This is a genomic window from Pseudomonas sp. RA_15y_Pfl1_P11, assembly GCF_963970975.1.
GTDB classification, from domain to species: domain Bacteria; phylum Pseudomonadota; class Gammaproteobacteria; order Pseudomonadales; family Pseudomonadaceae; genus Aquipseudomonas; species Aquipseudomonas tritici.
In genome coordinates, this window is sequence record NZ_CAXAOY010000019.1 from 67160 (window position 1) to 89813 (window position 22654).

Here is a 22654-nt window from a genome sequence, read left to right on the forward strand (position 1 = left end):
AGTCCGCTACTCGATCAAGTGGACCGAAGTTCCAGATGCTAGCGCACGTGCGTCGGCTGCGTGTTTCAGGATCCAATCATCAGTCATCACGTTTACTTGACCAACACTTTATCGATTTCCTGAACCAGGGACCTTGGTGCGGGCGTATCGGCGTACTCCTGAGCCATCTGCATTGGGTCGACCATTGGCGTGGTTACCCCGTCGAAGGAGAAACCGCCGACCACATAACGTGCGAAGGTAGGCGACGCCGGGTCTTCGTCGACCTGCCAATACCCGTCATACCGTGTCGCCAGGTACTCGCCGATGTAATAACCGATACGGGTAATGAACCATACACGGTTGGCCTCACTGATCACTGCACTTCGAAAACCGCTGTCCAATTGGGCCAAAAATTTACCGGGAGTGTTAAGGACCTCGTGAGGTCGTTCAAACCCAAGGCTGGTGCAGAATTCATGGAGCACCGGCAGGCGCTCGGACTTGAATGCTGCAAAGCCTGCTATGCGGCGGGTCAGGCCTTTCTCCGATGATCCTTGAAAAATATCCATACTACTTTTCATCATAGTTGAAGCTTGTTTTAACCTGGCCTCCACGCCGATAAGACATAACAAAAGAACGCCAGCACTCACCGCGGTCCTTGGCATTTTTATTGAGCTGCTTGGCAAGCATATACAGCGCCGTATCATCGAAATCAGTTCTGGCATCAGTGACCTCAACGCCTTCTCTCTCGACTGCCAACCCTGTATCGATGAAGCCGTCTCCCACTTCTACGTCATAACAAAAATAATCATAACCATCGACAATACCGGCATCGATGATTGAAAAAATCTTTTTAACGACTTCAATATCTTCAGTAATCATTCTTCAACCCTCTGGAATTCTATTGGGCTCATTTGCAAAAATTCTGGTTCTGACTTTACCATCAACCGTATAGGTCACGGACAACGTATCCGGCCTCGGAGAGCCAGGCATAGACCTATTGAATTTGATGGTGGTCAACCCCACTTCCTTTGTAGAGTCATTCAGCGCGCGTTTGATCTCGTTTTCATAGAAGACCTTGTAGGCCGAGTTGTTGAAGTTTCTATCCTGAGGAAACAGGTTATATCCATCACAGGTTCCACCCTGGCTACAAGCTTGTGCGTGACCACCCACATCGGTCTCTCGACCTTGCTTGCCGGCCTCTGTTTGCCTTACGTCTCGAGGCACCTTCGTATCGACTGGAGTGAACGTTAACTCGGCCACCTGACCTGCGCCGTTGGTTGTGAAGGTGTTCCCGTTATCAAGCTCGTATCGAGTATTCGCGGCCCTGGCAGCGGGGTCATTAAGCAATGCGTACTCCGGAGAACCTTTAATAGAGTTACTTGTATTCACTCGGACGATTGGCGTATCCGCGCCCAAGGTAATCTTCGTTTCATCGGCTAGCTTAACGGGTGGCTCAGGCTCAAACTCAATGTTTTCCAAACGCTGCCCGCCGCCGGCAACCTTGACATTCGGCTCGTCCACCACCAGTCGGCTTGGGCTGCCACCGTCAACTTTATCAAGCACCCGCTCGGTCGTACCCAGCTCTTCGCTCGCCTTGACCAGACCGCCCAATTTCGCCGCTTTTTCCGCGCGGTTGATGGGCAAGAAGGCCAGCGCCCACTCTGTCTTGTACTTTTCGATCACCGCGGCACTGTTGACCGGGTCACCCTGCAACTCGTACAGCTTGCCCAACCCGTAAGCTGTTTGGCCTTCAGCCCAGAGCCCACCGACCAGGTCGACAGGGTGGGAAGCCGTGTTGATCAGCCCAAAAGCGATCTGTTCCGAGGTGTCCACCGGATGGGTCAGCAAGTTCTTGCCGAGGGTAAAGATACCTTCTGCAGTACCCAAGAGCGCCTCGCGCTGACCTTTAAACGTACCCTCGGGGCTGGTGTAGCTCACAGGGCCGTAAGGCTGCCCTGTGTTTGCCCCTTCTGCAAAGTTCAGGTTTCGGTTGTAGAAGTCCAGCGCCTCGGTTTGATCCGAGTCGAACCTGGCAATCGGCATCAGGTAGTTGAGGTTGATTTTTTCGTCGGCAAACGCCGCCGCGTGGGTGAACTGGTAATTTTGCACCAAGCGCAGGGTTTCTTCAGGCGTGTAGTTTTTAATGGTTGGTGTAAGCGTCGGCACGTCGCTCGTCGGACCTGGATCGTACATATTGCCCAGCGGTGCCAAAGCCTGGCCAAGGTGGGTCAGGGTGAGATCGTCCGGTGGCAGGCCTTTACTGCCCAACAGACTCTGCCACCCGGCGTCGGTGTAGTACGCCAACGCCCTTCCCAAACGGGCCTGCGCTTCTTCCACACTGATACCTGCCGCCAGCGCCAACGCAGGCGCTTCGCTTATAAGCAGAGGGATTTCTTTCGGGTGCAACTGGCGGTTGTAAGCATCGACGGCGTTGCCGGTGTTCGCCGCCGTCACTTGCCCGCCCACATTGCCTCCCGAGGCGGCGACCGCACCAACCCCCGCCGAGATCAAGGTAGCCAGTGAGTTGCGCTCGCTTTCCTTGACGCCGCTGTCTTTGAGCGCCTTGTCCACCATCGGCATAAACGTCGCCGACGCTGCCGCACCCTGTGCGCCGGCAAGCGCATTGCCACTGGACAGCCCCTGCGTAGCGCCTGCCAGGGTATGCAGCAGGATTCGCGCCGCGCCGCCTTCGCCCCAGGCCTTTTTGACCAAGCTGTCAGTGGCTTCGAATTCGCGCTGATCGGCGTAGTCGCCAATGGCTTTGTAGGTATGGGCTGCCGTGGTGTTGGCGAGAATGCCGACGCCGGTGGTGCCGCCTGCCCCACCCAACCCTGCCGCGACCAGGCCGGTGGCGATGTCGGCCATGAGCCGCTTGTTGCCGCCTATGGCCCAGCTGTTGGCGTCTTCGACGGCACGCGCCGCGCGAGCCTGTTGTTCCGGGGTACTGTCAGGGTTGTTACGGACACTTTCGCTTTGCGCCTCGGCCTCGGCCTGCTTCGCTGTGACGACCGTCTGGACGATGCTTTGCCCCAGTTTCGCCGAGCTCTGGATCAGGTCCATGCGCTCCTGCAGGGCTTTTTCGTCGGGGCGATCCAATTGCTCGTTGGCATTGGCCGTATCGCGATTGAGGCCGACCAGGTCGCTGGCACCGAGCGGGTTACGCACAATAATCGTGCCTTCACTGACCGCGCTGCGTGTGCGGCTCTGTTCCGACTCGCGCAACATCAACGGAATACTGCCGCCTACCCCTGTTTCGGTGCCGCCATTTTCCAGGGCGGTATAGGACGCACTGAGACCGACCGACTGGCTCTTGATCTCGCTCTTGTTCTTGATGTCGCTGACGATCAGTCGATCTGTATCCAAACGGTTTTTGTCGGCCGTAGCGTCACTGGCGATCACCGCGCCGTCGAGGCGCGTTGTGCCACCGACGTGAATGTCATACCCACCCTGCCCGGCAAACAGACCACTTTGATCCGTAACAGCAGCGAAATTGCTGTTCATCTTGCTGGCCGCAATGTTGGCCGAGACCGTCACCGGGTCGCCAATGCAGAAAGGAGGAACGCAGATGCTGCCGCCGAACCCGCCACTGGTCTGGCGATTTTTCTGCGTGGACTCGTCCTGTTGGGAGGCGATATTGAGGTTGCCGCCGATGTCCGCCTTGAGGGTTTCAGCACGCACTTGCGCGCCCTTCAAGGTAGTGTCCTGACCACTGCGAAGCACCAGCAGGCCGGTGTCCAGGGTCGAGTTGACCTGGGTCAGATCACTGCCGGTGCCCATGCTTCTCGCCAACTGGGCGCCGAGGTCGAGCGTAAAGCCGTTTTGCGAGCCGATGTTGAAGCTGGCACCGATGGCGACCTTGCTGTCGCTGCTGTCGTTGTTCCACTCGCGTTTGTTCTGGGCGCTTTGCAGCAAGATATTGTTCTTGGCCACGAGCATCGTCTGCTCGGCCTTGAGGCTGCTGCCAATGACGTCGATGTCACCACGACTGCCCTCTTCCTTTCCGGTGGCAATCATCGACAGCGTGCCGCCACTGTTAAGCGTCGCCTGCTTGGCGGTTTCGCTGCTGTAGTCGCTGGTGCTCTTGCTGCGAGTCGACGCCAGCTCGGTGCCGATCTTGATCAGTGAGCCGCTGCTGTTGGCCGGTCGCCCTGCCGAACGATTGGCCGAATCGGTGCTGCCAAAGCCCAGTGCGTTATAGGTCGACAGCGCCGCCTGCGCGTATTTCACGGCTTTGAGGCGGCCATCCTCGGCGTTCTCGGCGGCCTGTACGTCGTCACGGATACTCTTGTAGGTATCGACGATGATCCCGCCGATCACACGGCCGACACCGACACTGCGCGAGGTATCGGTGCTGCTCTGTTGGGCGGTCTCTGTGCCCGCCGCAACCGTCACGTCACTGCCGGTCAGGGTCATGTCGCGGGTACTGACCAGGTCACTGGCGATGACATTAAGCGAGCGCCCGGCGCTGAGCGATACGTCACCGGCACTGGAGCCGATGGTGCTGCCGGTGAGGGTCGTTTCCTTGGCCTGGCCGACGTGGGTTTTGCTGCCGATCGAGAGGTGCAGGTCGCCGGTGATATCGTCCAGACCACCCCGGTTGGCCGTCACCATACCTGTCAGATCCCGGGTTTTCTCCTTGTGGGAATCCTGACGATCAAAGGTGTTTTGCGCGGCGTCGACACGCAGGTCGCGCCCGGCACTCACGCTGAGCTCGGCGGTACTGACCAATGACGAACCACTGATCAGTCCATCACGGCCGGCCTGAACGTCAAGGCTGTCACCCGAGATCAGGCTGCCCACCGCCGTGGTGCGGTTCTCATTGACCTTGTCGTCGATTTTGCTGGCCTTGAAACCACCGAGGCTGCGGCTATTGCTGTGCTTCTCGTGATGTACCTGAGTGCTAAGGCCTGGGGCTTTTTTGTTTTTGAACTCTCCGGAGTCTCCGGAGAGTTCAAAACGAGCGCGTCCGCTTAGCGCTTTTGCAGTGCCTCCAACCGCGCAGGTAAATCTTCTTCGGGGAAACGCTTGTAGAGTGCTAGCAGGTATTCATCTGCTGCTTTGCTTTCTCCCACCTCACGCAACCTCACAATCTCCTGCAACCCCTCCTCCAACGAAGGCAACGCCACAGGCGCGCGTTTGCTGAGCTTGGCTGTCGACTCATCCGCCATCGAACCCATGACTTGCGCACGCTCGGCCTGGGGCGGGGCGGCCATTCGGGCCACTGGCGCAGGCGCGGACATTGCTGGCGGGGCCGGGCGCGAAGCTTCCTCATGAAGTGCGGAGAAGGTCGCGATGGAGATTTCGGGTTGCGGCACGGGTGAACGTGTTACCACACCGATCATCAGGGCCAAGCCTGCGACAGTGGCAAACGCCATCTGCCAGCGTGGCTGCTGGCACGCTCGCACCCAACGCTGCCATAAGCTCGGCTGCGGCACCGGGGCTTCGCGGCGGGCGGCGTTGAGGATGAAGGCGTCGAGGGACGCGGGCGGCTCGCCGGTGCTGTGTTGACGAAAGTGCTGGATGAGTACGTCGTCAGGATCCGGGGTGTGTCGGGAGTCGGTCATGCGGGTATCTCCTCGGCCAGCAGGCGGCGCAGTTTCTGCTGGGCGTAACGCAGGCGGCTTTTTACGGTTTCCAGCGGGGCGCCGGTGAGGGCGGCGATTTGCGGCACTTCGAGGTCGCCATGCAAGCGCAGCAGGAAGACTTCGCGCTGGTCTTCGGGCAGGTCTTGCAGCGCGGCGTCGAGGCGCGCCTGGTCGCGGCTCAGGCTCAATTGCTGTTGGGGGCCGGCGCTGTCGTCGGCCTGGGCGTGCAGTTGCTCGTCGTAGCTGTCGTGCAGCGGGTTGTGGATGCCGTGCTTGCGCCAATGGTCAATCAGGCGGTTGCGGGCAATCTGGAACAGCCATGTGCGAAAACTCGCCCGGCCTTGTGGCTGGGTGGCGCTGCGGATCAGGCTGAGCCAGGTTTCCTGGTAGATTTCCTCGGCCAGTTCGGTCTTGTTGCTCAAGGACACGAGGAAGCGGTACAGGCCCTGGCGGTGCCGCGCATACAGCGCTTCAAACGCGGCAGCGTCACCGGTTCGGTAGCGGGCCAGCAGCGATTCGTCGCTGGGTGAAGCATCTGGTACGGCCATGTAAGTGGCGAACTCCTTCTAGCCAGTAAAACAGAACCCTTGTGGGAGCTGGCTTGCCTGCGATGGCATCAGCTCGGTGTCTCTGATGGAGCGAGTCGCTTGCATCGCAGGCAAGCCAGCTCCCACATTGGATCGTCGTTGCATACGCGATCAGTGTTTGAGGCCCTGCGCCAGCTCTACCAGTTGCACAAACTCGCTGCGCAACCCGAACGGGTCATCGCCTCGGGCCGAGCGGGCCAGCGCGGCGGTGTCTTGCAGGTTCATGCTGCCAGTGTAGCGGCCATCGCCCTTGAGCTGTTGGGCGAACGCTGCCACGGCCGCCGCAAAGCGCAGGTCGTCGCTGGCCTTGGTGGATTCGGTGCTGATGGGCCGCGCGATCAACTGGCTTTCACCGCCCGCAGCGGGCTTGTAGCGCACACGCAACATCGCCAGCTCACCGGACTTACCCTCGCCTGCAGGCGCAGCGGCGTAGCGTAACGGCTCCAACCAACCCTTCTCGCCCTTCGGCACAATCTCGTACAACGCAGTTACCGTGTGCCCTGCACCGATTTCACCGGCGTCGACTTTGTCGTTGTTGAAGTCCTCACGCTTCAGGGCGCGGTTTTCATAGCCAAGCAGGCGATATTCGCTGACACGCGCGGGGTTGAACTCCACCTGCAATTTCACATCCCGCGCGACCACGGCCAGGGTCGAGCTGAGTTGGTCGACCAACACTTTGCGGGCTTCGCGCAAGTTGTCGATGTAGGCGTAGTTACCGTCGCCCGCGTCGGCCAGTTGCTCCATCAGGTGTTCGTTGTAGTTATCCACGCCAAACCCCAGGGTGGTCAGGGATACGCCGCTTTTGCGCTGCGACGCGGCCATCTGCTTGAGGCTGTCGAAGTCACTGATGCCCACGTTGAAGTCACCGTCGGTGGCCAGCAGGATGCGGTTGATGCCCTTGTCGATAAAGCCTTCGCGGGCCATCTGGTAGGCCAATTCGATGCCGGATGCACCGGCTGTGGAGCCACCCGCAGTCAGTTGCTCGATCGCATTGCGGATCTTCACCTTGTCGCGACCGGAGGTGGGCTTGAGCACCACGCGGGACTCACCGGCATAGACCACCAGCGAAACACGGTCCTGTTCACGCAGCTGATCCACCAGCAATTTCAGGGTGCTTTTTACCAGCGGCAAGCCTTCGCGGCGGTCCATGGAGCCGGACACATCCACCAGAAATACCAGGTTGGCCGGCGCCAGGTCCGCCACGGCGCGGTCGGACGCCTTGAGGCCGATTCGCAGCAGTTGGGTACGTGGGTTCCACGGCGTGGCGGCCACTTCGGTGGTCACGCCAAAGGGCGAGCCATCGGTGGGCAGTGCATAACTGTAGGGGAAATAATTGACCATTTCCTCCAGTCGCACAGCACCTTCGGGCGGCAAGCTGCCTTGGTTAAGGAATCGCCTTACGTTGGCGTAGCTGCCGGTGTCGACGTCAGCGCTGAAGGTGGACACGGGCGTTTCAGCCACGCGATGCACCGGGTTATCCGGCAGGTTTTCGTATTGCTCGCGGGGCTCCCTGCGGTAGTCGAGGTTGGCCGTCTCGCGCATCTGCATCGGTACCGGCATGGCCATGCGTTTGACCAAGGCACCTTGGGTGGACGCGCGTTGCAGTTCGACGGTGGGCTCAGCCGGTTTGGCCAGTTCAGGGGATGAAGACAGCCCGCAGCCGGCCAGCGTTACCAGCAGGGTAACGGCGAAGCCCTGGGCAGCAGGACGCAGGTAGAGCAGAGGACGGGACATGGGCTGAACCTCGTGAATGAATGATCCGTTCACAAGGTCAGACGCAAGGTGTGGAGGGTTCGGGTTAAACCTGATTCGGAATAACACCACCCATCTACTGTGGGAGCTGGCTTACCTGCGATGCAGGCGCCTCGGTTTTTCAGTTAGACCGAGGTGATGCTATCGCAGGCGAGCCAGCTCACACATGGGCCGGTGCCCACAGTGGATGTGTGGTGTTCAGAGCCTGGGATCAGTCCGTACCGTACTTCGGGTTACGCGGACCATACAGGATACCCGCGCGCTGCCCCGGCGACAGCAGGCGCGCGCTGGTGATACCGGCAATCGGGTGCGCCGCATCGGTGGAGCTGTTGATCACCTGTTTGACCGCCGCGGTGATCAGCATGCCGACCAGGCCGCCGCCGTTGTTGTTGCCTTCCTCGCTGGAAGCATGCGCAGAGCCGGTCCACAGGGTGGTGCCGGTGCGCAGGTCGACCAGTTTGGCCGAGGCCGTGACGGAGGTGTCGCTGGAGATCAGCATGTACTTGGTGCCGTAATTGGTAACGGTGATGTACAGCGCCGCGTCCGCACCAAAGATGTCATGCAGCTTGGCCGGTGCCACGCCCTGGATATCGTTGGCGGTGGTCAGGCCGTTCTGGCGGAAGGTTTCGTCCACCAGGGCGATCGGCAACACGTAGTAACCGGCTTCGGCCAGCGGGTAGGTCACTTGCGAAACCAGGCTGTAGGACGCCTGCACTTCCGGCGATTCATTGATCGGCGGCAGTACCAGGATCGACTTGGGTCGCGACTGTTTGTACGCCGTGTAATCAATCGTCTTGGGGGCCGCGCAACCGCCGAGCAAAGCCAGGGCCAGCAGGGCGCCAGTGAGTTTTAACAGGCTCATTTAGTGGCGACTCCGGTCTTGGCGTTTTTCAGCAGGAAATCCATGTAGGTGGCGGACTCAGGGAACAACGCCTTCTCGGTGCGGAATTCCTGCACCATCTGGTCATCCTTGCCCATGCTCAGGTACAGCATGCCCAAGTGGGCATGGTAACCCGGCGGGGCCTTGCGGCCGCTGGCGTTGATCTTCTGCAGATCCCGCTCCAACGCCTCGACCTGCGCTTCCTTGGGCTCGCCCTTGAAGTACTCGTAAACCTGTGGCTGGTAGCTTTCCCATTGATACAGGGGCTGGGGCGCCGTCTGGCACCCGGCAACCGCCGCAACTGCTGTCAGCATCAGCGCCAACTTAACTGCCTTGCTCATCCGTGTACTGCTCCTTGAGGTGCTGCTGATCAGTTGCGTGGGTTCCAGGCGCCGGCGTTGATGCCGTCGACAAGGCGATTGATCGCTTCGCGCATGGCCAGGTCGAGGACCTTGCCATTGAGGGTGGAGTCGTAGCTGGCGGTGCCGCCGAAGCCGATGACTTCACGGTTGGACAGCGCGTATTCACCGGCGCCCTGGGTGGAATACACCACTTCGGAGGTGCTGATGTTGACGATATTCAGCGCGACTTTGGCGTAGGCCACCTGGGTCTTGCCTCGGCCGAGGATGCCGAACAGCTGGCGGTCGCCGGTTTCTTTGCGGCCGAACTCGGTCACATCGCCGGTCACCACGTAATCAGCGCCCTTGAGCTTCTGCGCGGTACCTTTGATCGCGGCTTCCTGGGAGATTTCGCCCATGTTGTCGCGGTCCAGCACGCTGAAGCGGTTGGTCTGCTGCAAGTGGGTGATCAGGATGGTCTTGGCTTGGCCACCGAGGCGGTCGACGCCGTCGGAGAAGATGCCGCGCATGTAGCTGGAGCGGTTGTCGAACTTGCCCACGGCAATCGGTACACGCACGCCGGAATAGGCAACGTTGGCGCTGGCGACTTGTTCCACCGGCAGCGCGCGGTTGCTCTCGGTGGCGCAACCGGCCACGGTCAGCAGCGCTGCGGCGGTGAGGCCGGACAGCAGGATTTTGGACAGTGTGTTCACAGGGTGCTCCTAAGTGGGAAATCGGGTGCGGCGGCTAACGCTAGCGGGACGGAATGTCGCGCAGGTCGTCAACGATGAATCGGCTCAATAATCCGGTGTAGAAAGTCTCGACGCTGGAGTTGCCAGAGTTGGTCAGCACCCCGGCCATCGTTTTCATGTTCTGCCAGTCGCCCTTGTACCCGCCTGGCATCAGCCCTTGGCGAGCCTGAGAGAAATGCAGCACCTCGGCGCCGGCTTTCTTGATCTTGACGAGGTAGTTGAAGTCGACACTGGCGAGGATGGTCTTGTCATCGACGATGGCCGTCATGAAACCGCCTTGGGTGTCTTGTATGCGCCGGGTATAGATGACATTCACATCCAGCAGGTAGTCGGCCTTGTCCTTGCTGCTGGCGTAGCGCTTGGCCTTGAGCAGGCGGTCGATCAGATCGACACCGAGTTGCTGGCGCACTTTGTCATCCGACAGGAAGCGTTCGTTCTTGCCCACCACCTCAACATCGAAGGTGTCGAGCCAGTAAGTTGCAGTCTTGGGGATGGTAACCGGCGTCGGTGAGATGTAGTAATCCGGCTTGGAAGCACAGCCCGCCATGAGGCAGGCCGCAAGAAATACGGCAAACAGGCGCATGTCTGAATTCGTCCCTGAAAAGTATCGTGCTTTAAACAATCGCGGCATTTTACGGAGTTAAAAGCCGTTCTCAAGTTGTTTTGACGCCCGCGCTGCGCCGTTTTACTGGCACTCACGCCCAAGTCCGAGGAGAAATGTCCTAAGATGTTGTCAGCAAAACAAAAACAATGATGGCTATTAGCCTGCATCGATCAAATAAAAAATGCATTCACGTTCTGCATCATCCCCTACCACTGCGAAGAACATTTTTACCCTCGAAACGGTGTTCAAGGACAAGGACGGCAAGGAGTTAGGCCGCCCTGCTCAAGTGTTGATCACAATCGTCTTGGCCAACATGTCGCCCAATCGACGGCGCAACCCGAACAGCACAAAAAGACCGTCCAGCATACTGAACAGCAGCTTCGGAACATTACGCAGAAACGATTGAAACAGCGTGCACTTCGTTGGATACGGGTAACCCACCACCGCCGTGCGGCACACCCGCTTACCCAGGCTCTGGCCTTTGGGCAAGGCATCGCAAAACAGAAAGTACGCGAAGGCTAAAAACATCAGCACATAGCGGATGCCATCGAAAAACAGCGGGCCCACCGAGCGCAAAGACAGATACACGTAGTCCAGGTTGCGGATCAAAAACAGCAGGAAAAACACCACGGCCATATCGACGACATAGCCGAGCAGTCGCCTGAACGGGCTGGCGAGGTCCCAGGTTTCTGCCGCCGATGCTGAATCGTTCATAACGTGCTTATCCCATGCCTTTGTCATAAATATCCGCCAGGCTGCGAACGCTCGTCAGGTTACCGGTCTGGATCACGATGGTCTTGGCGAACATGTCGCCCAGGCGTGTCCTCGATTCCATGAGGATCCACACCCAATCGATGACCACCAGTGCACCGGAGTTACGCGTGAACGACTGGGAAACGCTGCAACCCTTGAGGGTCTTGCGGTCAACCGTGGCAATGCTCAGCAGGCGCTTACCCAGGCTCTGGCCGTTGGGGAGTGCATCGGCCAGCAGGAAGTAGGCAAAGCCCGCAAAAAACGCGCAGAGGAAACCGGCCTTGGGCGTCACCCCAGGGACATAGGCAGACAACGCCTCTGCGACATATTTGACGATGAAAAAGATCAGCACCGCGATGGCGCAGTCGATCATGCGTGCGGCCAGGCGACGGCCAATGCTGGCCAGGATTGTCGGGCGTTTAGGGGTGCTATTTGCGTCCATACAGGATTACTCCAACTTCAAAGTGATTGCGTCTATTCCGGGCGGGGGCAATTGCGCTCCCAGCCTTTTTCAATTGTGCCGCCGTACTTTTCACAGGACGCCCTTTCCAACAGAGCGTCCAAGGCATCGCGCCCAGGCTCAACCCATAGCAGACCGAGCAAGTAGGCCGCCGTGGCCGCGAGCACCAGTATCGCAGCCATCCGAGTCAGCATGAATCGAAGCGTTGCTGCGGTTGTGCGCGACCGCTCAAACACGAACGCGAACAACAGCCCAATGCCGCACCACAGGAAGCCTGCGACTGCCACGCCCAACGGCGTCGAACCAGGATCGAGGTAGGCCCAGGCCAGCATGAACCCCGTGGCGCTGGCGAGCATCACCAACAGGCACAGCCACTGGGCAACCCGACACCCGATGCTGAAAAAGCGCGCCGAGCGCATTTGAGCATTCACGGGAACGTCGTACCGATGCGTGCCCGCTCTTTGGAAAACCAGATGCCGATGACCTTACCGACCACCTCTTCAACGGCCACCTGCCCCATAAAGCGGCTGTCATTGCTGTTATTGCGGTTGTCACCCAGCAGGTAGACGTGCCCTGGCTCGACCTTGAGCGGAGCCAACTCCATCGACGCCGGCCCATTCACACGGTCTGCCGGCGCATGAAACAGGCCGAGGTTTTCACCGTTGCGGATCAGTTCGCCGTTGACGATGGCCAACGTATCTCCCCCGACACCCGCCACGCGCTTGATCGCCTCGGGGAAAATAGGGGTCAGACCACAATTGACGTTTGAAAATCATCTCTTTGGGCGGCCAGCGAATCCTCTAACGGTTCGCTTACCCAAAGCTTGTGCTATCTGCGACGCAAACTTTCCCGTTCCGAATACGTAATTTCCATTTGTAGCATCTCTGATTTGGTCGATTACTTCTTGCTGAAGCTCATCCTTGAAAATACGACGATACGCCTCAGCCCTCTGATCGACATTACTACCCAATTCTTTATAACAATCATGAGGCGTTATAAGTGCTGAAGGTTCCAGCTGTGCATTTGCTCGGTAGCTCGTCCAACGATACTCAGCGGGATGATCCACCATTCGCGCTCTGACGGGATTCATTTCTATGTAACGATAACAGGCCAGCAAATAGCTTTCGTGCTGCACCAAACAAGAACGATAACGACCTTCCCACAGAGTTCCTGTTCGTTGATAAGTACGATTTATATTTTGGACATAACGCTGACCAAGCCCTTTCATTAATGAACAAGCACTTAGAGCGGTAGTTGGAGTCAGCAATAAATGCACGTGATTCGTCATGAGACACCACGCGTGAATTTTGCAGCCATGCGTTTCCGACAAGAGCTTTAAGAGGTGGATATAGAAAACATAATCATCTTCTGAATAGAAACAAACCGAACGATTATTTCCGCGCTGAATGATGTGCAGCGGAAGACCTGGTACCAACAACCGAGGACGACGAGCCATAACAACCCCCTGATTTCTGAAAGAGATCAGCTTAGTCGTCCGCAACAAAAACAAAGGAAAATAATGATTTCAAAAAATAAATCAAATTTTTAAAGAGCACGAATCGTTATAAATAGCGGAAACCGTTATATACGTTAATGAAACATCACAAAAAAGTTAAACACTTGTATGGATTTCGCTGAAAACGTGGTCTGACCCCGATTTCCCTATTCAACTCTTCAATGCTGGCAAAGACAGCACTTCATCGTACTGTGGCCAGTCTTCCCTTGCGCGCTTGAGCACACCTTGCATCAACTCGTCCAACTCAGGCACTGGTTGCTCGGGCGGCAATTGGTCAAAGGGCGCGGCCAGCAGCGGATGATCAATCTTCTGCGGATTGGCTAAACCTTCCCACTGGCGTAGGCGCAGGATATAGAGAATTTCCACCGGCACGCGCTCCAAGTGCCAGTCCTGATTGAAGTCGTAGGAACTCTTCTGGCTCTCTTTGCCGGTTTGCCAAGTGTGGCGGTCACACGCGGCCAACAGGCAGGGCATCAGGTCGTCGGGGCTGGGAGTGCGCCACTTGGCCAACAAGGCTTCGTAGATGGGTTCGTCGTAAGCATAAGCAGGCCATTGATGCGAGACATCGCCCACCCAATCGGCAAACACACGCAGCATAAAGGCTTGGGCGCGGCGGTGTTGCTCTTCGTACTCAATCACTAATTGATGCCCACGATTGAGAGCCGCATGGGTGAGATAGCCCTGATCGATGACGGCATCCTTCCAGCCTAGGATCGCCATGGCGGCCATCATATTGGTGGCGGTTTGGATGCTGTAGTTTTGGCGGCGTCGATCATTGCCTGCCGCTTTGGCAATAATGTCGAACTGACCCGCCCAGAAGAACAACTGCCAAATTCCTACTTGGTAATAGCGCAGCCAATGGGCCAATTCCAGAAGCCATTGCGGGTTATCTGGTGCGGTTGCCAATACCTTGTGGGCTCGTGTGACGGCCATCCATTCGGAGCTACTACGCGTAACGTTGTCACTATTCGGTACAGGCATTGATGGCTTCGCAAATGCATCGCCGCGCTCAACATATTCACGGATGCCATTCAACTCGTATTCATCTGAGACGTGTGGCCCCTTGGCTATGCGCCCCAGCACACTTTTGAAGGAGGTCCATTTCGGGTTTACGCCCGAGCGCTCGCACTGAATTACTTCTTGGTCCATGGTTCCACCTTAAATTCTGCTACACCTGTTTTACTGGGGGCGGGAACACCGACTTTGACTGTTACACCTTGAACCTTGGCTTTTCCTGAATCCAACGCCGCTTGCAAAGCATCGCGTAAAGCAGGATCAGAGTCGACAATTCGAGAAATAGGGGTCAGACCACCAATATACATTGGTGCACTAATCGTGGTCTGACCCCTATTTCCTTATTAAACTCATTACCCGCATCAAGCCGCTGCAACCATTCAGGTTTAGACGATGGAGCTACAACATCATCTACCTTTTCTGCAGCAGCGCCTGTAGCTTTTGCACCTAACCCTGTATTCTACTTGCACCTTTTTTTTTGCTCTACACATTTAATACTGATAAACTTACATCACCAGAGCTTAAAAACTCTTGAAAACAAGAAATAACGACCCCTATATCTCTCGTAATTGAATTCGCTTGATAGCAATCACCCAGAATATCAATCAGTTTTGTTCCGGCCGACGTATTATTAAGGGTGCGTACAACGTGCCCCCCATCATCCAGATATTGATTTAACATCAGAAGATAATTTCCAGAATCAGCATAAAGATTGATTTCGTAAGGCCCAGCTTCAGGTGCAGGGGTAATAGACAATGAAGTGACGCCATCGAATTTACTATATTCATATATAATCGATTTAACATCTTCCATAGTCGGCTGATGAACAAGAGGGATTTGCAATCTACCGTGTTCAGGACTAAGCGTATACCCTCCAATTATCATCTATTTTTTCTCCTTTATGGACTTCATACCTGACTCCCAGTAATAATTTTTCGGAAGTCCTGTTTTATCATCTATAGCTCTTACGGTTAAAGATTTCAACTCAGCCTTTTCTGCGGCAGCGGCTATGTCACCTTTGCAGAATCCGCATACATCCTTTCCTGCAACTGTCATGGACATGTCCGCTCCGGCGGTTTTACCAGAGCTATATGCTTGCTGAATCACACCAATTTCAGCGTGGGCATCTTTCATATTTCCGTTTGGATAAAGCTTGCCAGGATTCGTCGCGGCTTTATCTGCAATTCTATCCGTGATCAACGACGGTATTTTTGGGTCCGCTTCATTGAGCGGACGAGAGGTTTGATTGACATCTTGGAAGGTCTGCCCTCCTACCTTTCCCTCTGCCGCCACTTTTGGTGCAGCTCCCTTAGCCGTTCCTTCTATTACATTTCTCTCGACCAGCGCAGCGGCTTCCGAATCCGTAAGCATGCTTGTTGCATTCGCATTCCTGGACGCAGCGTCTTTTGCGCCGACAACTTTGGTCTCTCCAGTAATCAAAGTCGATGCAGGCACTTTTACACCGGAGGTTAACCCTTTTAATCCGTACCCACCAGCCATCGCCACCGTGATTGCATGCATCGTCATGACAAAGTCATACTGCTACTCAACTTCCGCCCGCGTCTTTTCAGAGCGGCTCGCGAGGTCCGTTATTACGATGTCGCGGAGAATGCTATCGGCGTCCAAACCCCGGAGGACGGCTTCCGCATTCGCCGCATCAACACGGTAAACATCTTTATAAAGTAAGTTGTACGCGACATTTTCCCCATATCCGTCGAGGGCTTTCTGAGCAGGGGCAATCAAGTTGCCGCACGCGGTACTGGATAAATTCCCGGCAGTGCACGCCCCACGAATCGCTTCGTCTCGACTTTTATCGATAACGTCTATGAGAAATAGGGGTCAGACCACCAATATACATTGGTGCACTAATCGTGGTCTGACCCCTATTTCCATACATCTTTACCTGCAACGCTCATAGCCATATCAGCACCTTGAGTCTTGCCAGCATTATATGCCTGCTGTATGACGCCAATTTCTGCATGAGCGTCAGCCATATTTCCATTCGGCAAAGATTTTCCTGTTGCTTCAGTTTTGGCCGTTACTCGATCAGCTATCAGAGTTGGCTCATCTGGATTTGCCTGAGCTACTGGACGAGCTGTTTGGTTTACATCAGTAAATGCCGCATCTCCAATTTTTCCCTCTGCGGTGACAACCGGAGAAATACCTTTTGGACCAATTAATCCCCGCCATAGTAACTGTAAAGATCCGCATCAGGCCAACGTTCGTCGTATGCGGTTAATGTGCTTCTTAGGGCCTCACTACGAGGGTCCTCAGAAGGATTCATGTTTGAAATTACAAATTCTTTAATTTCGGGCCACTGAAGCTCACGCATACAAAATGCCACAACTTCAAATGGCGAGTTACCAGACATTAAAATCAATTTAAATCTATTTATAAAACCCTCTCTACAGCCAGGATGTTTTTTTACAAACTCCAAAATATTTAACAAGGACATCTCGTAGGTAATGTCTAGCTCTTCACCAAAAGCGGCCATAGCCATATCGCAAAGTTCGTCAAACTCTTTAATGACGTCATTCATCTCGGCACCCAGGCACCTTTTCTGGAATTGCCAGAATCTGGCACCCAGACTTTTTCTATATATTTCCCTCCCACATCAAACCCTTTTTTAGAAAAAGCTTCTTCTGCTGCGGCTTGAGCAGCCCGACCAGAGGGTTCATAGTGCCCTGATGTATTATCAATATACTTAACTTTGCCGCTCACAATTTTCACCTCTCCCGCAGCAACAACGGGTTTGCCATTCGCTAGATCAATGTGACCACCACCTACCTCATTAAACTTCCGCCCGATCACTAACTGACCATCCTGAAGAACGACATAGTTATATCTTCCTGTGCCTTGGGTCAATTTTGTATCTGAGATTAGCTTTGGAACACCGGTTGGATGATCTGGGAATTGATTGGAAAAACTAGGCGGCGCTTGCTTGTCTACAGAACCGGCTGTTGCTTTTGCCCCGGCCTCCTTTACCGGATGGGTGTACGGCATGCCAGCCTCAGCATCCGGCGAGGCAGTCGAGGAGTATGGTGCCTTTCCTGCACCTGTCTTTTTTGCACCGTTTGCCCCAAGGACGAAAACCTCGCCTGACGCCTCCGTCGCCAATTTCCTTTTCGCAAAGGCAGCGGCAACGATCTCTGAAATTCTCGCTGCCAGACCTACACCTGTGAGCGAAATGGCCGTCTCATCGATCGCCGTGACCGGTTCAGCCGATTTCCTGGCTAGTACCAACAGCCTCGACATCGCGTCTTTAGGAGCCAAGTCGTTGGTCGAGACGTTAATGATTTCCGTCGCATGCGCTTCTGCCTGTTCCCGACCGTATTGATTCCATTTGTCAGCCATGGGCAATTCGCCATAAAGGCCTGTGCCCAGACCATTAAACAGGCTTGTGTCTACAAACTGCTCTTTGGTCGAATTGAACGCATACACCGCTGAGCCATTGGCGATAATTGCGGTGCCGTCCTTCCACGTCAGTGGAATCTTCTGGTCAGCCAGCTCCTGAACCGCCCCCCTGGCGATCGCCAAATCACGATCAAGCCAGTACCGCGTCGGGTCGCTGCCCCATTTCTTTTCCAGCGCATCCAAACGGTTTTGTTCGACGGCATCGACCTTCGATCCTGCTGCCATACGCAGCAAGTCTTCCCATAAGGCATCCGATTTCGGCTTGCCCTTGGTCTTCTCCAACTCTTCAGCTTTCTTCTTGAGAAGTGGCACCTCTTGGGTGAGGTGAAGCTGTCGATTGAAGACTTCGACGCCGTAGCCTGCGCCGCTCCCAACAGCGGCGCCGCCGATACCATTCCCGGCGCCTGCTCCAGCGCCTATCCCGGTCGCGACCAAAGCTGCGAGGTTGTCCTGGCTGGCCTCAGATAATGTGCTGTTTTCCAGCGCCTTTGCGATCGAGGGCATCAGAGCCGCGGAAGCTCCAGCTCCCAACGCACCACTTTGCACATTACCGCTGGACAACCCAATGGCGGCGCCTGCCAACGCGTGCAACATGACACGTGCCGCGCCACCTTCAGCCCATGCCGCCCGGGTGGCCGCGTCCGATTTCGGGTTCAGGGATTGCGCCTCGGCGTAATCACCTACTCGCTTGAAGATCTCGCTGGACGCTGTATTGGCAACGATACCCACCGTCGTACCCGCAGGCGCGCCACCCAGGCCGGCGGCGATCAGGCCCGTCGCGATATCGGCCATCATTTTCTTGTCGCCACCAAACTGCCAACGCTTGGCTTCCGTATAAGCCATATCGGCGGCACGGGCGGTCTCAGCGGCACCGGGCGCACCAGCGTCAGCCTGCTCTCTCGCTGCCAATCCAAGCTTCTTAGCCTCATCCGCCTTCGCCTTGCCCACCGCACTGATCACCCCACTGGCCAACTGCGCCGAGCTCTGAATCAGGTCGATACGTTCCTGCATGGCCTTTTCATCAGGCCGGTCGAGCTTCTGATTGGCATTGGCAGTGTCGCGGTTCAACCCCACCAGATCATTGGCGCCTTCGGCATTGCGAACCACAATCGTGCCTTCGCTGACCGCGCTGCGGGTGTAACTGTGGTCTTTATCCTTGAGTGCTATCGGGATGGCGCCGCCCGGCGAGGTGCCGCCACCGCTGCTGGTGGAGACCGAGATGCTCGCCGACTGGCTCTTGATCTCACTGACATTCTTGATATCGCTGACGATCAGCCGATCCGTGCTGAGGCGGTTCTTGTCAGCGCTGGCTTCGCTGGCAATCACCGCGCCTCGCAGGGTGGTGGTCTTGCCGACATTGATGTCGTAGCCGCCCGTGCCCGCATACAAGCCGCTCTGGTCGGTCACGCCCTTGTAGTCGCTGTTCATCTTGGCGGCGGCAAGGTTCGCCGAGGCCGCGACGGTGGAGCCGTAGCAGAACGGTGGCACGCAGATGCTCGCGCCAAAGCCTGCGCTGTTCTGTTTGCTGCGCGACGACTCGGTGTCCTGGAGGGAGATGATAGTGAGGTTGCCGCCAATATCCGCCTTGATCCTGTCCGCGCGAACCTGGGCGCCTTTGAGGGTGGTATCGCCACCGCTATGCAACAACAGGCTGCCGGTATCGAGGGTGCTGTTGACTTGAGTAACGGAGTTACCGTTGCCATTGTTCTTGGCGCCCTGCGCACCGAGGTCGAGGGTGAAGCCGTTTTGCTCGCCAATATTGAAGCTGGCGCCGATGGCGGTTTTGGTTTTCGACCCTTCGCTTTTGCGGTCGCTGGTGTTCTGTGCGCTTTGCATCAGCACATCGTTTTTGGCCAGCAACAGGGTGTTGGCGGCTTTCAAGCGGCTGCCGGTGATCTGGATATCACCCTGAGTACCCACCGCTGCGCCCGTGGCGACGATCGACAAATCTTGCCCTGCGTTGAGCGTGCTCTGCTTGGCGGTGGCGCTGTTGTATTCGCTGCTGTTCTTGCTGCGGTTATTGGCCAGTTCAGTGCCGATCTTGATCAGCGAACCGTTGCCGGGCGTGCCGCCAGTTTTGTTTTTGAAGCCGGAGCTTTGTGCATTGGCGTCCGATGCCTGGCCGTTCAGGTTGTAGGCGGCGAGCGCTGCCTGGGCGATTTTGACGGCCTTGAGGCGTGGGTCATCAGCACTACGGGCCGCTTTGACGGCGTCGCGCATGCTGGTGGCGGTGTCCACTACCGAGCCCGCGATCACTCGCCCAACGGCCAAGCTTTTTGAGCCGTCCTTATGAGGGGTGGCGATCAATCACGTGCAGGTCGTAGCCGGCTTGCAGGATGACGTGTTGGCTTTTTGATGCCTTGCGCGCTTTTACGCTGAGGACTTATAGTCCGCCGGTCGCCCACATGGCGATTCAGGTTTGGCGACCTGACGGTAGAGAATGCGCAAGCTGGGGGCTTTTTTGCAGCCACTTGCGCGCCTGCAAAGTCGTTTTATGACGGCTGTGCGCGGGAGACCTTCGGGTCTGCCGGTTTTCTCTACTGCCGGTTCGCCAACCTGCGTACAGCTGTCACCCATTCGTTTGGCGACGTTTGAGTGATGGCATTCATCACTTAAGTAGAGAGTCCAAAAATGAACAGATACATGCCCCTGACAGGCCACGATTCAAGCATCCCCGCGCTGGTGATCGACACGCAAGCGCCCCTTGATGTTCTCTATGACGCCGCCGCGTACCGCATTCGTGCGGTGACTCAGTTTTTGGAGAACCTCGCGTTTCGGGAGGAGATCAGCAGTGATGCGATTGTGCTTCACGATTTTGCGCTGTTGCTGGCAATTCCGCTGAGAGATGGGTGTGATTTGCTGGATGTGATTGGACGGAAATTGAATTCGCAAAGCTTATAAATAAAAAACGGGCGGTTATTTTTTATAACCGCCTTGTTTGAACCATTTCAAACAGATAAAAATAAAAAGCTATTTTTTAAAGAACGTAATATTTCTAGGCCAGCACCACAGATATTTAAAAAAAAACATTATCCGCCACCAATTACCTTGGTTTTCTGTAAGAAATCATGAACTTTTTACGGCTGATTCTAGCTATCTATATGACAGAGCAGACTACTAATAATTCAAGAGTGAAGAATCCAGAAATCCATACCATTGACCACCCAGTACTTATTTTCAGCAGAGATTAATTCATCAAAATCACTTGATGCCTTCGCGTCCCAATCTAAAGGAGCATAGTCTTCATGAGCTCTATCCCAATCAGTATGCCGCAGCACTTTATTATCAAGATCAATAAAGAATTTCGGAAGCCTCATCCTCAATTTATCAAGTTCATTAAACCGCCCCTCTGCTTTATTAGACAAAATAGCTTCGACATGTTGATAAATATCAAAAAGATGTTCCGGAGAATGTCCAAAGCAAAAAAAACCACGCATTTTCTCAACAGAAAATTCAATCACACTTGCAGTATCTAAATATCGAGAAAAGGTATTAATATCCAGAACAGGGATACCACCTCTAAAATTAGCCACGGCCTCATCATAAAAATTTGCATCCATTTCGCCAGTAGCCAAATAAGCTTTGTACTCTATTTCAACATCGATGCAATAGTTTTCTTTATCATCAACCACATAATAATATTTACCACCTAGTACAAATACCGCCACATCTTTTCGCCCCTCAAAAATATCATGGAGCACATCATTGAAGTCATTTTCCAAACTCATCAAAAAACTCCTTGCTCGTTAACACTCGAGCCTTTGAAGAACTCTGCTCTATCAGCTTATCCCAAACCTTTGGAAGTTCCAAAGAAATACTTGGTTCTCCTTTGCCTGGATCGACAATTTTTGGTGCATTGGGATCTCTGGGTAAGCTATTAGTCGGTTTTTGCGTAATTACGGAATCAATAATTTGTTTATGCAGTGCCGCATCAACCTCAAAAACAACCACATTTCCATCAGAATGTAACCGTGGTCTGACCCCGATTTTTACTTAAAAGTAGAACCATATCAACGCTTAGCTTTAGCCGACAGATAAGAGCTCAACACATCAGACAAGCCTACCCGCTCAATATAATCAACAATATATACAGCAGAGCTCTCGTCAGCCTCACATATCGGCTCAGACATTTGCTCTTGTAGTCCTGCAGTTTTATAGGCCCTATTAGCAAAAAAACCGACCACCAACAAAATCAAAATCAAACTATTTTGCTCTACACTTTCAGATGCGAAATTTCCTTCTGCCAACGGTCCGCCCTGCATCTCATCGGAGTCTAGGTAATATGCTAACTCATCAGCACTGAGCCCTCGATCAGACAACCATTGCCAACATCTATCAACTGCCTCCTGACACTTTTCTTGCGTACCACTCGCCGAGTCAAGATTACGTAGCGCATAATCAAGCAACAAAAGAAAAATTGAGGCTTTCTTTATCCACCTCATACTGTCAATAAGATTAAGAGCTTCTTTATTGTCCATTAACTATTTTCCCACCTTTAACTAGGACTGTTAGACGATTTGGCATTGCTGCGCCTCCCTCAGCGGTAACTCTTAGCAGGAGGGTAGGATAGCGCTCGCTGAATTGTTTAACCACCCCATTCAGGTCACTACTACCAGTTAAGCCTGCGCTACACTTATTGCAGATACCACTTGCATTAGAAATTTTCACATCCACAACGCGACCATCTAACTGGACAGACGTTAATCCTTGCCTGTCAATTTTATTAGCCACGTTATTAAATAGATCTTCTTCCGCATGCCGAGTAAATAACGGATTATTATAAGGTGACTTGATCGCTCTTGCCTCTCCGTATAGTTCATCTAGGCTTGGCAGCCCAGAATTGCGACGCAGTACTGGTGAAAGGCCTTCGACAACCTCAGATTCAAACCCAGGAATATCTGTTCTAGCGACACCTATTGTGTTCCCATCTGGCAAATTATATTTTGCTCTAATTAAAGCCAAGTCATCTGCAGTAGCAAGTTCAAAAAACTTCGCTGTATCTTTTGCACCGCTTTACTTT

The 22654-nt window shown here is 54.9% G+C and carries 27 protein-coding genes; 1 reads left to right on the forward strand and 26 read right to left on the reverse strand.

Annotation, left to right across the window (positions count from 1 at the left end):
* Positions 1–92 precede the first annotated feature (92 nt).
* From AACY44_RS22040 to AACY44_RS22135, 22 genes are all read right to left on the reverse strand, one after another.
* Positions 93–545, reverse strand: coding sequence for a hypothetical protein (locus tag AACY44_RS22040; protein ID WP_131697024.1), 453 nt, complete (start codon positions 543–545; stop codon positions 93–95).
* Between the two features lies 1 nt (position 546).
* Entirely contained in the window at positions 547–858 is a 312-nt protein-coding gene (locus AACY44_RS22045; protein WP_339437368.1) for a hypothetical protein, read from the reverse strand.
* A 3-nt stretch (positions 859–861) separates the two neighbouring features.
* Positions 862–5025, reverse strand: coding sequence for a hemagglutinin repeat-containing protein (locus AACY44_RS22050; protein WP_339531077.1), 4164 nt, complete (start codon positions 5023–5025; stop codon positions 862–864).
* The gene (locus tag AACY44_RS22055; protein ID WP_339531033.1) at positions 4950–5543 is read right to left on the reverse strand and encodes a hypothetical protein; all 594 of its coding nucleotides are present in this window, start codon (positions 5541–5543) and stop codon (positions 4950–4952) included. Before AACY44_RS22055 ends, AACY44_RS22050 begins: the two co-directional genes overlap by 76 nt.
* Positions 5540–6112, reverse strand: a complete 573-nt coding sequence (locus AACY44_RS22060) for an RNA polymerase sigma factor (RefSeq protein WP_339419843.1) — start codon at positions 6110–6112, stop codon at positions 5540–5542. Before AACY44_RS22060 ends, AACY44_RS22055 begins: the two co-directional genes overlap by 4 nt.
* Before the next feature lie 150 nt (positions 6113–6262).
* A complete protein-coding gene (locus AACY44_RS22065; RefSeq protein WP_339531035.1) occupies positions 6263–7885 on the reverse strand; it encodes a vWA domain-containing protein in 1623 nt (540 codons plus the stop codon).
* 229 nt (positions 7886–8114) lie between these two features.
* Complete coding sequence (locus tag AACY44_RS22070) at positions 8115–8765, reverse strand: DUF799 domain-containing protein (protein ID WP_339419841.1); 651 nt, start codon at positions 8763–8765, stop codon at positions 8115–8117.
* On the reverse strand, positions 8762–9124 hold the full coding sequence (locus AACY44_RS22075; RefSeq protein WP_339419840.1) for a DUF4810 domain-containing protein: 363 nt from the start codon (positions 9122–9124) through the stop codon (positions 8762–8764). The genes AACY44_RS22070 and AACY44_RS22075 overlap by 4 nt, the downstream gene beginning before the upstream one ends.
* Positions 9125–9153: 29 nt before the next feature.
* Positions 9154–9834, reverse strand: a complete 681-nt coding sequence (locus AACY44_RS22080; protein WP_065872771.1) for a CsgG/HfaB family protein — start codon at positions 9832–9834, stop codon at positions 9154–9156.
* Between the two features lie 40 nt (positions 9835–9874).
* Positions 9875–10456: a hypothetical protein gene (locus AACY44_RS22085; RefSeq protein ID WP_339419838.1), complete on the reverse strand. Its 582-nt coding sequence runs from the start codon at positions 10454–10456 to the stop codon at positions 9875–9877.
* A gap of 303 nt (positions 10457–10759) precedes the next feature.
* Positions 10760–11191 carry an RDD family protein gene (locus AACY44_RS22090; RefSeq protein ID WP_339427376.1) on the reverse strand — a complete coding sequence of 144 codons (432 nt, stop codon included), beginning with the start codon at positions 11189–11191 and terminating at the stop codon, positions 10760–10762.
* A 7-nt stretch (positions 11192–11198) separates the two neighbouring features.
* Positions 11199–11672 (reverse strand): RDD family protein, encoded by a 474-nt coding sequence (locus AACY44_RS22095; RefSeq protein WP_339427377.1) that lies wholly within the window; start codon positions 11670–11672, stop codon positions 11199–11201.
* A 32-nt stretch (positions 11673–11704) separates the two neighbouring features.
* The gene (locus AACY44_RS22100; RefSeq protein WP_339427378.1) at positions 11705–12121 is read right to left on the reverse strand and encodes a hypothetical protein; all 417 of its coding nucleotides are present in this window, start codon (positions 12119–12121) and stop codon (positions 11705–11707) included.
* Positions 12118–12441: a signal peptidase I gene (lepB, locus tag AACY44_RS22105; RefSeq protein ID WP_339438831.1), complete on the reverse strand. Its 324-nt coding sequence runs from the start codon at positions 12439–12441 to the stop codon at positions 12118–12120. The genes AACY44_RS22100 and lepB overlap by 4 nt, the downstream gene beginning before the upstream one ends.
* 21 nt (positions 12442–12462) lie before the next feature.
* Entirely contained in the window at positions 12463–13146 is a 684-nt protein-coding gene (locus tag AACY44_RS22110; RefSeq protein ID WP_339428531.1) for a transposase, read from the reverse strand.
* Positions 13147–13356: 210 nt separating this feature from the next.
* Positions 13357–14031 (reverse strand): hypothetical protein, encoded by a 675-nt coding sequence (locus tag AACY44_RS22115; RefSeq protein ID WP_339437376.1) that lies wholly within the window; start codon positions 14029–14031, stop codon positions 13357–13359.
* Positions 14032–14703: 672 nt separating this feature from the next.
* Entirely contained in the window at positions 14704–15105 is a 402-nt protein-coding gene (locus tag AACY44_RS22120; RefSeq protein ID WP_339421376.1) for a DUF6911 family protein, read from the reverse strand.
* Complete coding sequence (locus tag AACY44_RS22125) at positions 15106–15747, reverse strand: cytidine deaminase-like fold-containing protein (protein WP_339531038.1); 642 nt, start codon at positions 15745–15747, stop codon at positions 15106–15108.
* 15 nt (positions 15748–15762) lie between these two features.
* The gene (locus tag AACY44_RS27820) at positions 15763–16047 is read right to left on the reverse strand and encodes a DUF6862 domain-containing protein (protein ID WP_445261931.1); all 285 of its coding nucleotides are present in this window, start codon (positions 16045–16047) and stop codon (positions 15763–15765) included.
* 56 nt (positions 16048–16103) lie between these two features.
* The gene (locus AACY44_RS27825; RefSeq protein WP_445261730.1) at positions 16104–16397 is read right to left on the reverse strand and encodes a cytidine deaminase-like fold-containing protein; all 294 of its coding nucleotides are present in this window, start codon (positions 16395–16397) and stop codon (positions 16104–16106) included.
* Positions 16397–16759 (reverse strand): hypothetical protein, encoded by a 363-nt coding sequence (locus tag AACY44_RS22130; protein ID WP_339421370.1) that lies wholly within the window; start codon positions 16757–16759, stop codon positions 16397–16399. The genes AACY44_RS27825 and AACY44_RS22130 overlap by 1 nt, the downstream gene beginning before the upstream one ends.
* A complete protein-coding gene (locus AACY44_RS22135) occupies positions 16756–19872 on the reverse strand; it encodes a hemagglutinin repeat-containing protein (RefSeq protein WP_339531040.1) in 3117 nt (1038 codons plus the stop codon). The genes AACY44_RS22130 and AACY44_RS22135 overlap by 4 nt, the downstream gene beginning before the upstream one ends.
* Before the next feature lie 393 nt (positions 19873–20265).
* Between AACY44_RS22135 and AACY44_RS22140 the strand changes: the two genes are divergently transcribed.
* The gene (locus AACY44_RS22140) at positions 20266–20535 is read left to right on the forward strand and encodes a hypothetical protein (protein ID WP_339531042.1); all 270 of its coding nucleotides are present in this window, start codon (positions 20266–20268) and stop codon (positions 20533–20535) included.
* 224 nt (positions 20536–20759) lie between these two features.
* On the opposite strand, the gene AACY44_RS22145 is transcribed toward AACY44_RS22140, so the two are convergent.
* Genes AACY44_RS22145 through AACY44_RS22160 form a run of 4 tightly spaced genes read right to left on the reverse strand, consistent with a single transcriptional unit; the run spans position 20760 to position 22596 of the window.
* Complete coding sequence (locus AACY44_RS22145; RefSeq protein WP_339531044.1) at positions 20760–21362, reverse strand: hypothetical protein; 603 nt, start codon at positions 21360–21362, stop codon at positions 20760–20762.
* On the reverse strand, positions 21346–21585 hold the full coding sequence (locus tag AACY44_RS22150) for a hypothetical protein (protein WP_339531046.1): 240 nt from the start codon (positions 21583–21585) through the stop codon (positions 21346–21348). Before AACY44_RS22150 ends, AACY44_RS22145 begins: the two co-directional genes overlap by 17 nt.
* Positions 21586–21644: 59 nt before the next feature.
* Complete coding sequence (locus AACY44_RS22155; RefSeq protein ID WP_101220797.1) at positions 21645–22112, reverse strand: Imm6 family immunity protein; 468 nt, start codon at positions 22110–22112, stop codon at positions 21645–21647.
* Entirely contained in the window at positions 22102–22596 is a 495-nt protein-coding gene (locus AACY44_RS22160; protein ID WP_339531050.1) for a hypothetical protein, read from the reverse strand. Before AACY44_RS22160 ends, AACY44_RS22155 begins: the two co-directional genes overlap by 11 nt.
* Positions 22597–22654 lie beyond the last annotated feature (58 nt).

Bases quoted from the DNA above. Each gene is read 5' to 3' on its own strand.
- AACY44_RS22140 (WP_339531042.1), top strand. From the start codon at position 20,266: ATGAACAGATACATGCCCCTGACAGGCCACGATTCAAGCATCCCCGCG.
- AACY44_RS22145 (WP_339531044.1), bottom strand. From the start codon at position 21,362: ATGAGTTTGGAAAATGACTTCAATGATGTGCTCCATGATATTTTTGAG.
- AACY44_RS22040 (WP_131697024.1), bottom strand. From the start codon at position 545: ATGGATATTTTTCAAGGATCATCGGAGAAAGGCCTGACCCGCCGCATA.
- AACY44_RS22045 (WP_339437368.1), bottom strand. From the start codon at position 858: ATGATTACTGAAGATATTGAAGTCGTTAAAAAGATTTTTTCAATCATC.
- AACY44_RS22055 (WP_339531033.1), bottom strand. From the start codon at position 5,543: ATGACCGACTCCCGACACACCCCGGATCCTGACGACGTACTCATCCAG.
- AACY44_RS22155 (WP_101220797.1), bottom strand. From the start codon at position 22,112: ATGGACAATAAAGAAGCTCTTAATCTTATTGACAGTATGAGGTGGATA.
- AACY44_RS22060 (WP_339419843.1), bottom strand. From the start codon at position 6,112: ATGGCCGTACCAGATGCTTCACCCAGCGACGAATCGCTGCTGGCCCGC.
- AACY44_RS22130 (WP_339421370.1), bottom strand. From the start codon at position 16,759: ATGAATGACGTCATTAAAGAGTTTGACGAACTTTGCGATATGGCTATG.
- AACY44_RS22125 (WP_339531038.1), bottom strand. From the start codon at position 15,747: ATGACGATGCATGCAATCACGGTGGCGATGGCTGGTGGGTACGGATTA.
- AACY44_RS22120 (WP_339421376.1), bottom strand. From the start codon at position 15,105: ATGATAATTGGAGGGTATACGCTTAGTCCTGAACACGGTAGATTGCAA.
- AACY44_RS22110 (WP_339428531.1), bottom strand. From the start codon at position 13,146: ATGGCTCGTCGTCCTCGGTTGTTGGTACCAGGTCTTCCGCTGCACATC.
- AACY44_RS22095 (WP_339427377.1), bottom strand. From the start codon at position 11,672: ATGGACGCAAATAGCACCCCTAAACGCCCGACAATCCTGGCCAGCATT.
- AACY44_RS22085 (WP_339419838.1), bottom strand. From the start codon at position 10,456: ATGCGCCTGTTTGCCGTATTTCTTGCGGCCTGCCTCATGGCGGGCTGT.
- AACY44_RS22070 (WP_339419841.1), bottom strand. From the start codon at position 8,765: ATGAGCCTGTTAAAACTCACTGGCGCCCTGCTGGCCCTGGCTTTGCTC.
- AACY44_RS22075 (WP_339419840.1), bottom strand. From the start codon at position 9,124: ATGAGCAAGGCAGTTAAGTTGGCGCTGATGCTGACAGCAGTTGCGGCG.
- AACY44_RS22065 (WP_339531035.1), bottom strand. From the start codon at position 7,885: ATGTCCCGTCCTCTGCTCTACCTGCGTCCTGCTGCCCAGGGCTTCGCC.
- AACY44_RS22090 (WP_339427376.1), bottom strand. From the start codon at position 11,191: ATGAACGATTCAGCATCGGCGGCAGAAACCTGGGACCTCGCCAGCCCG.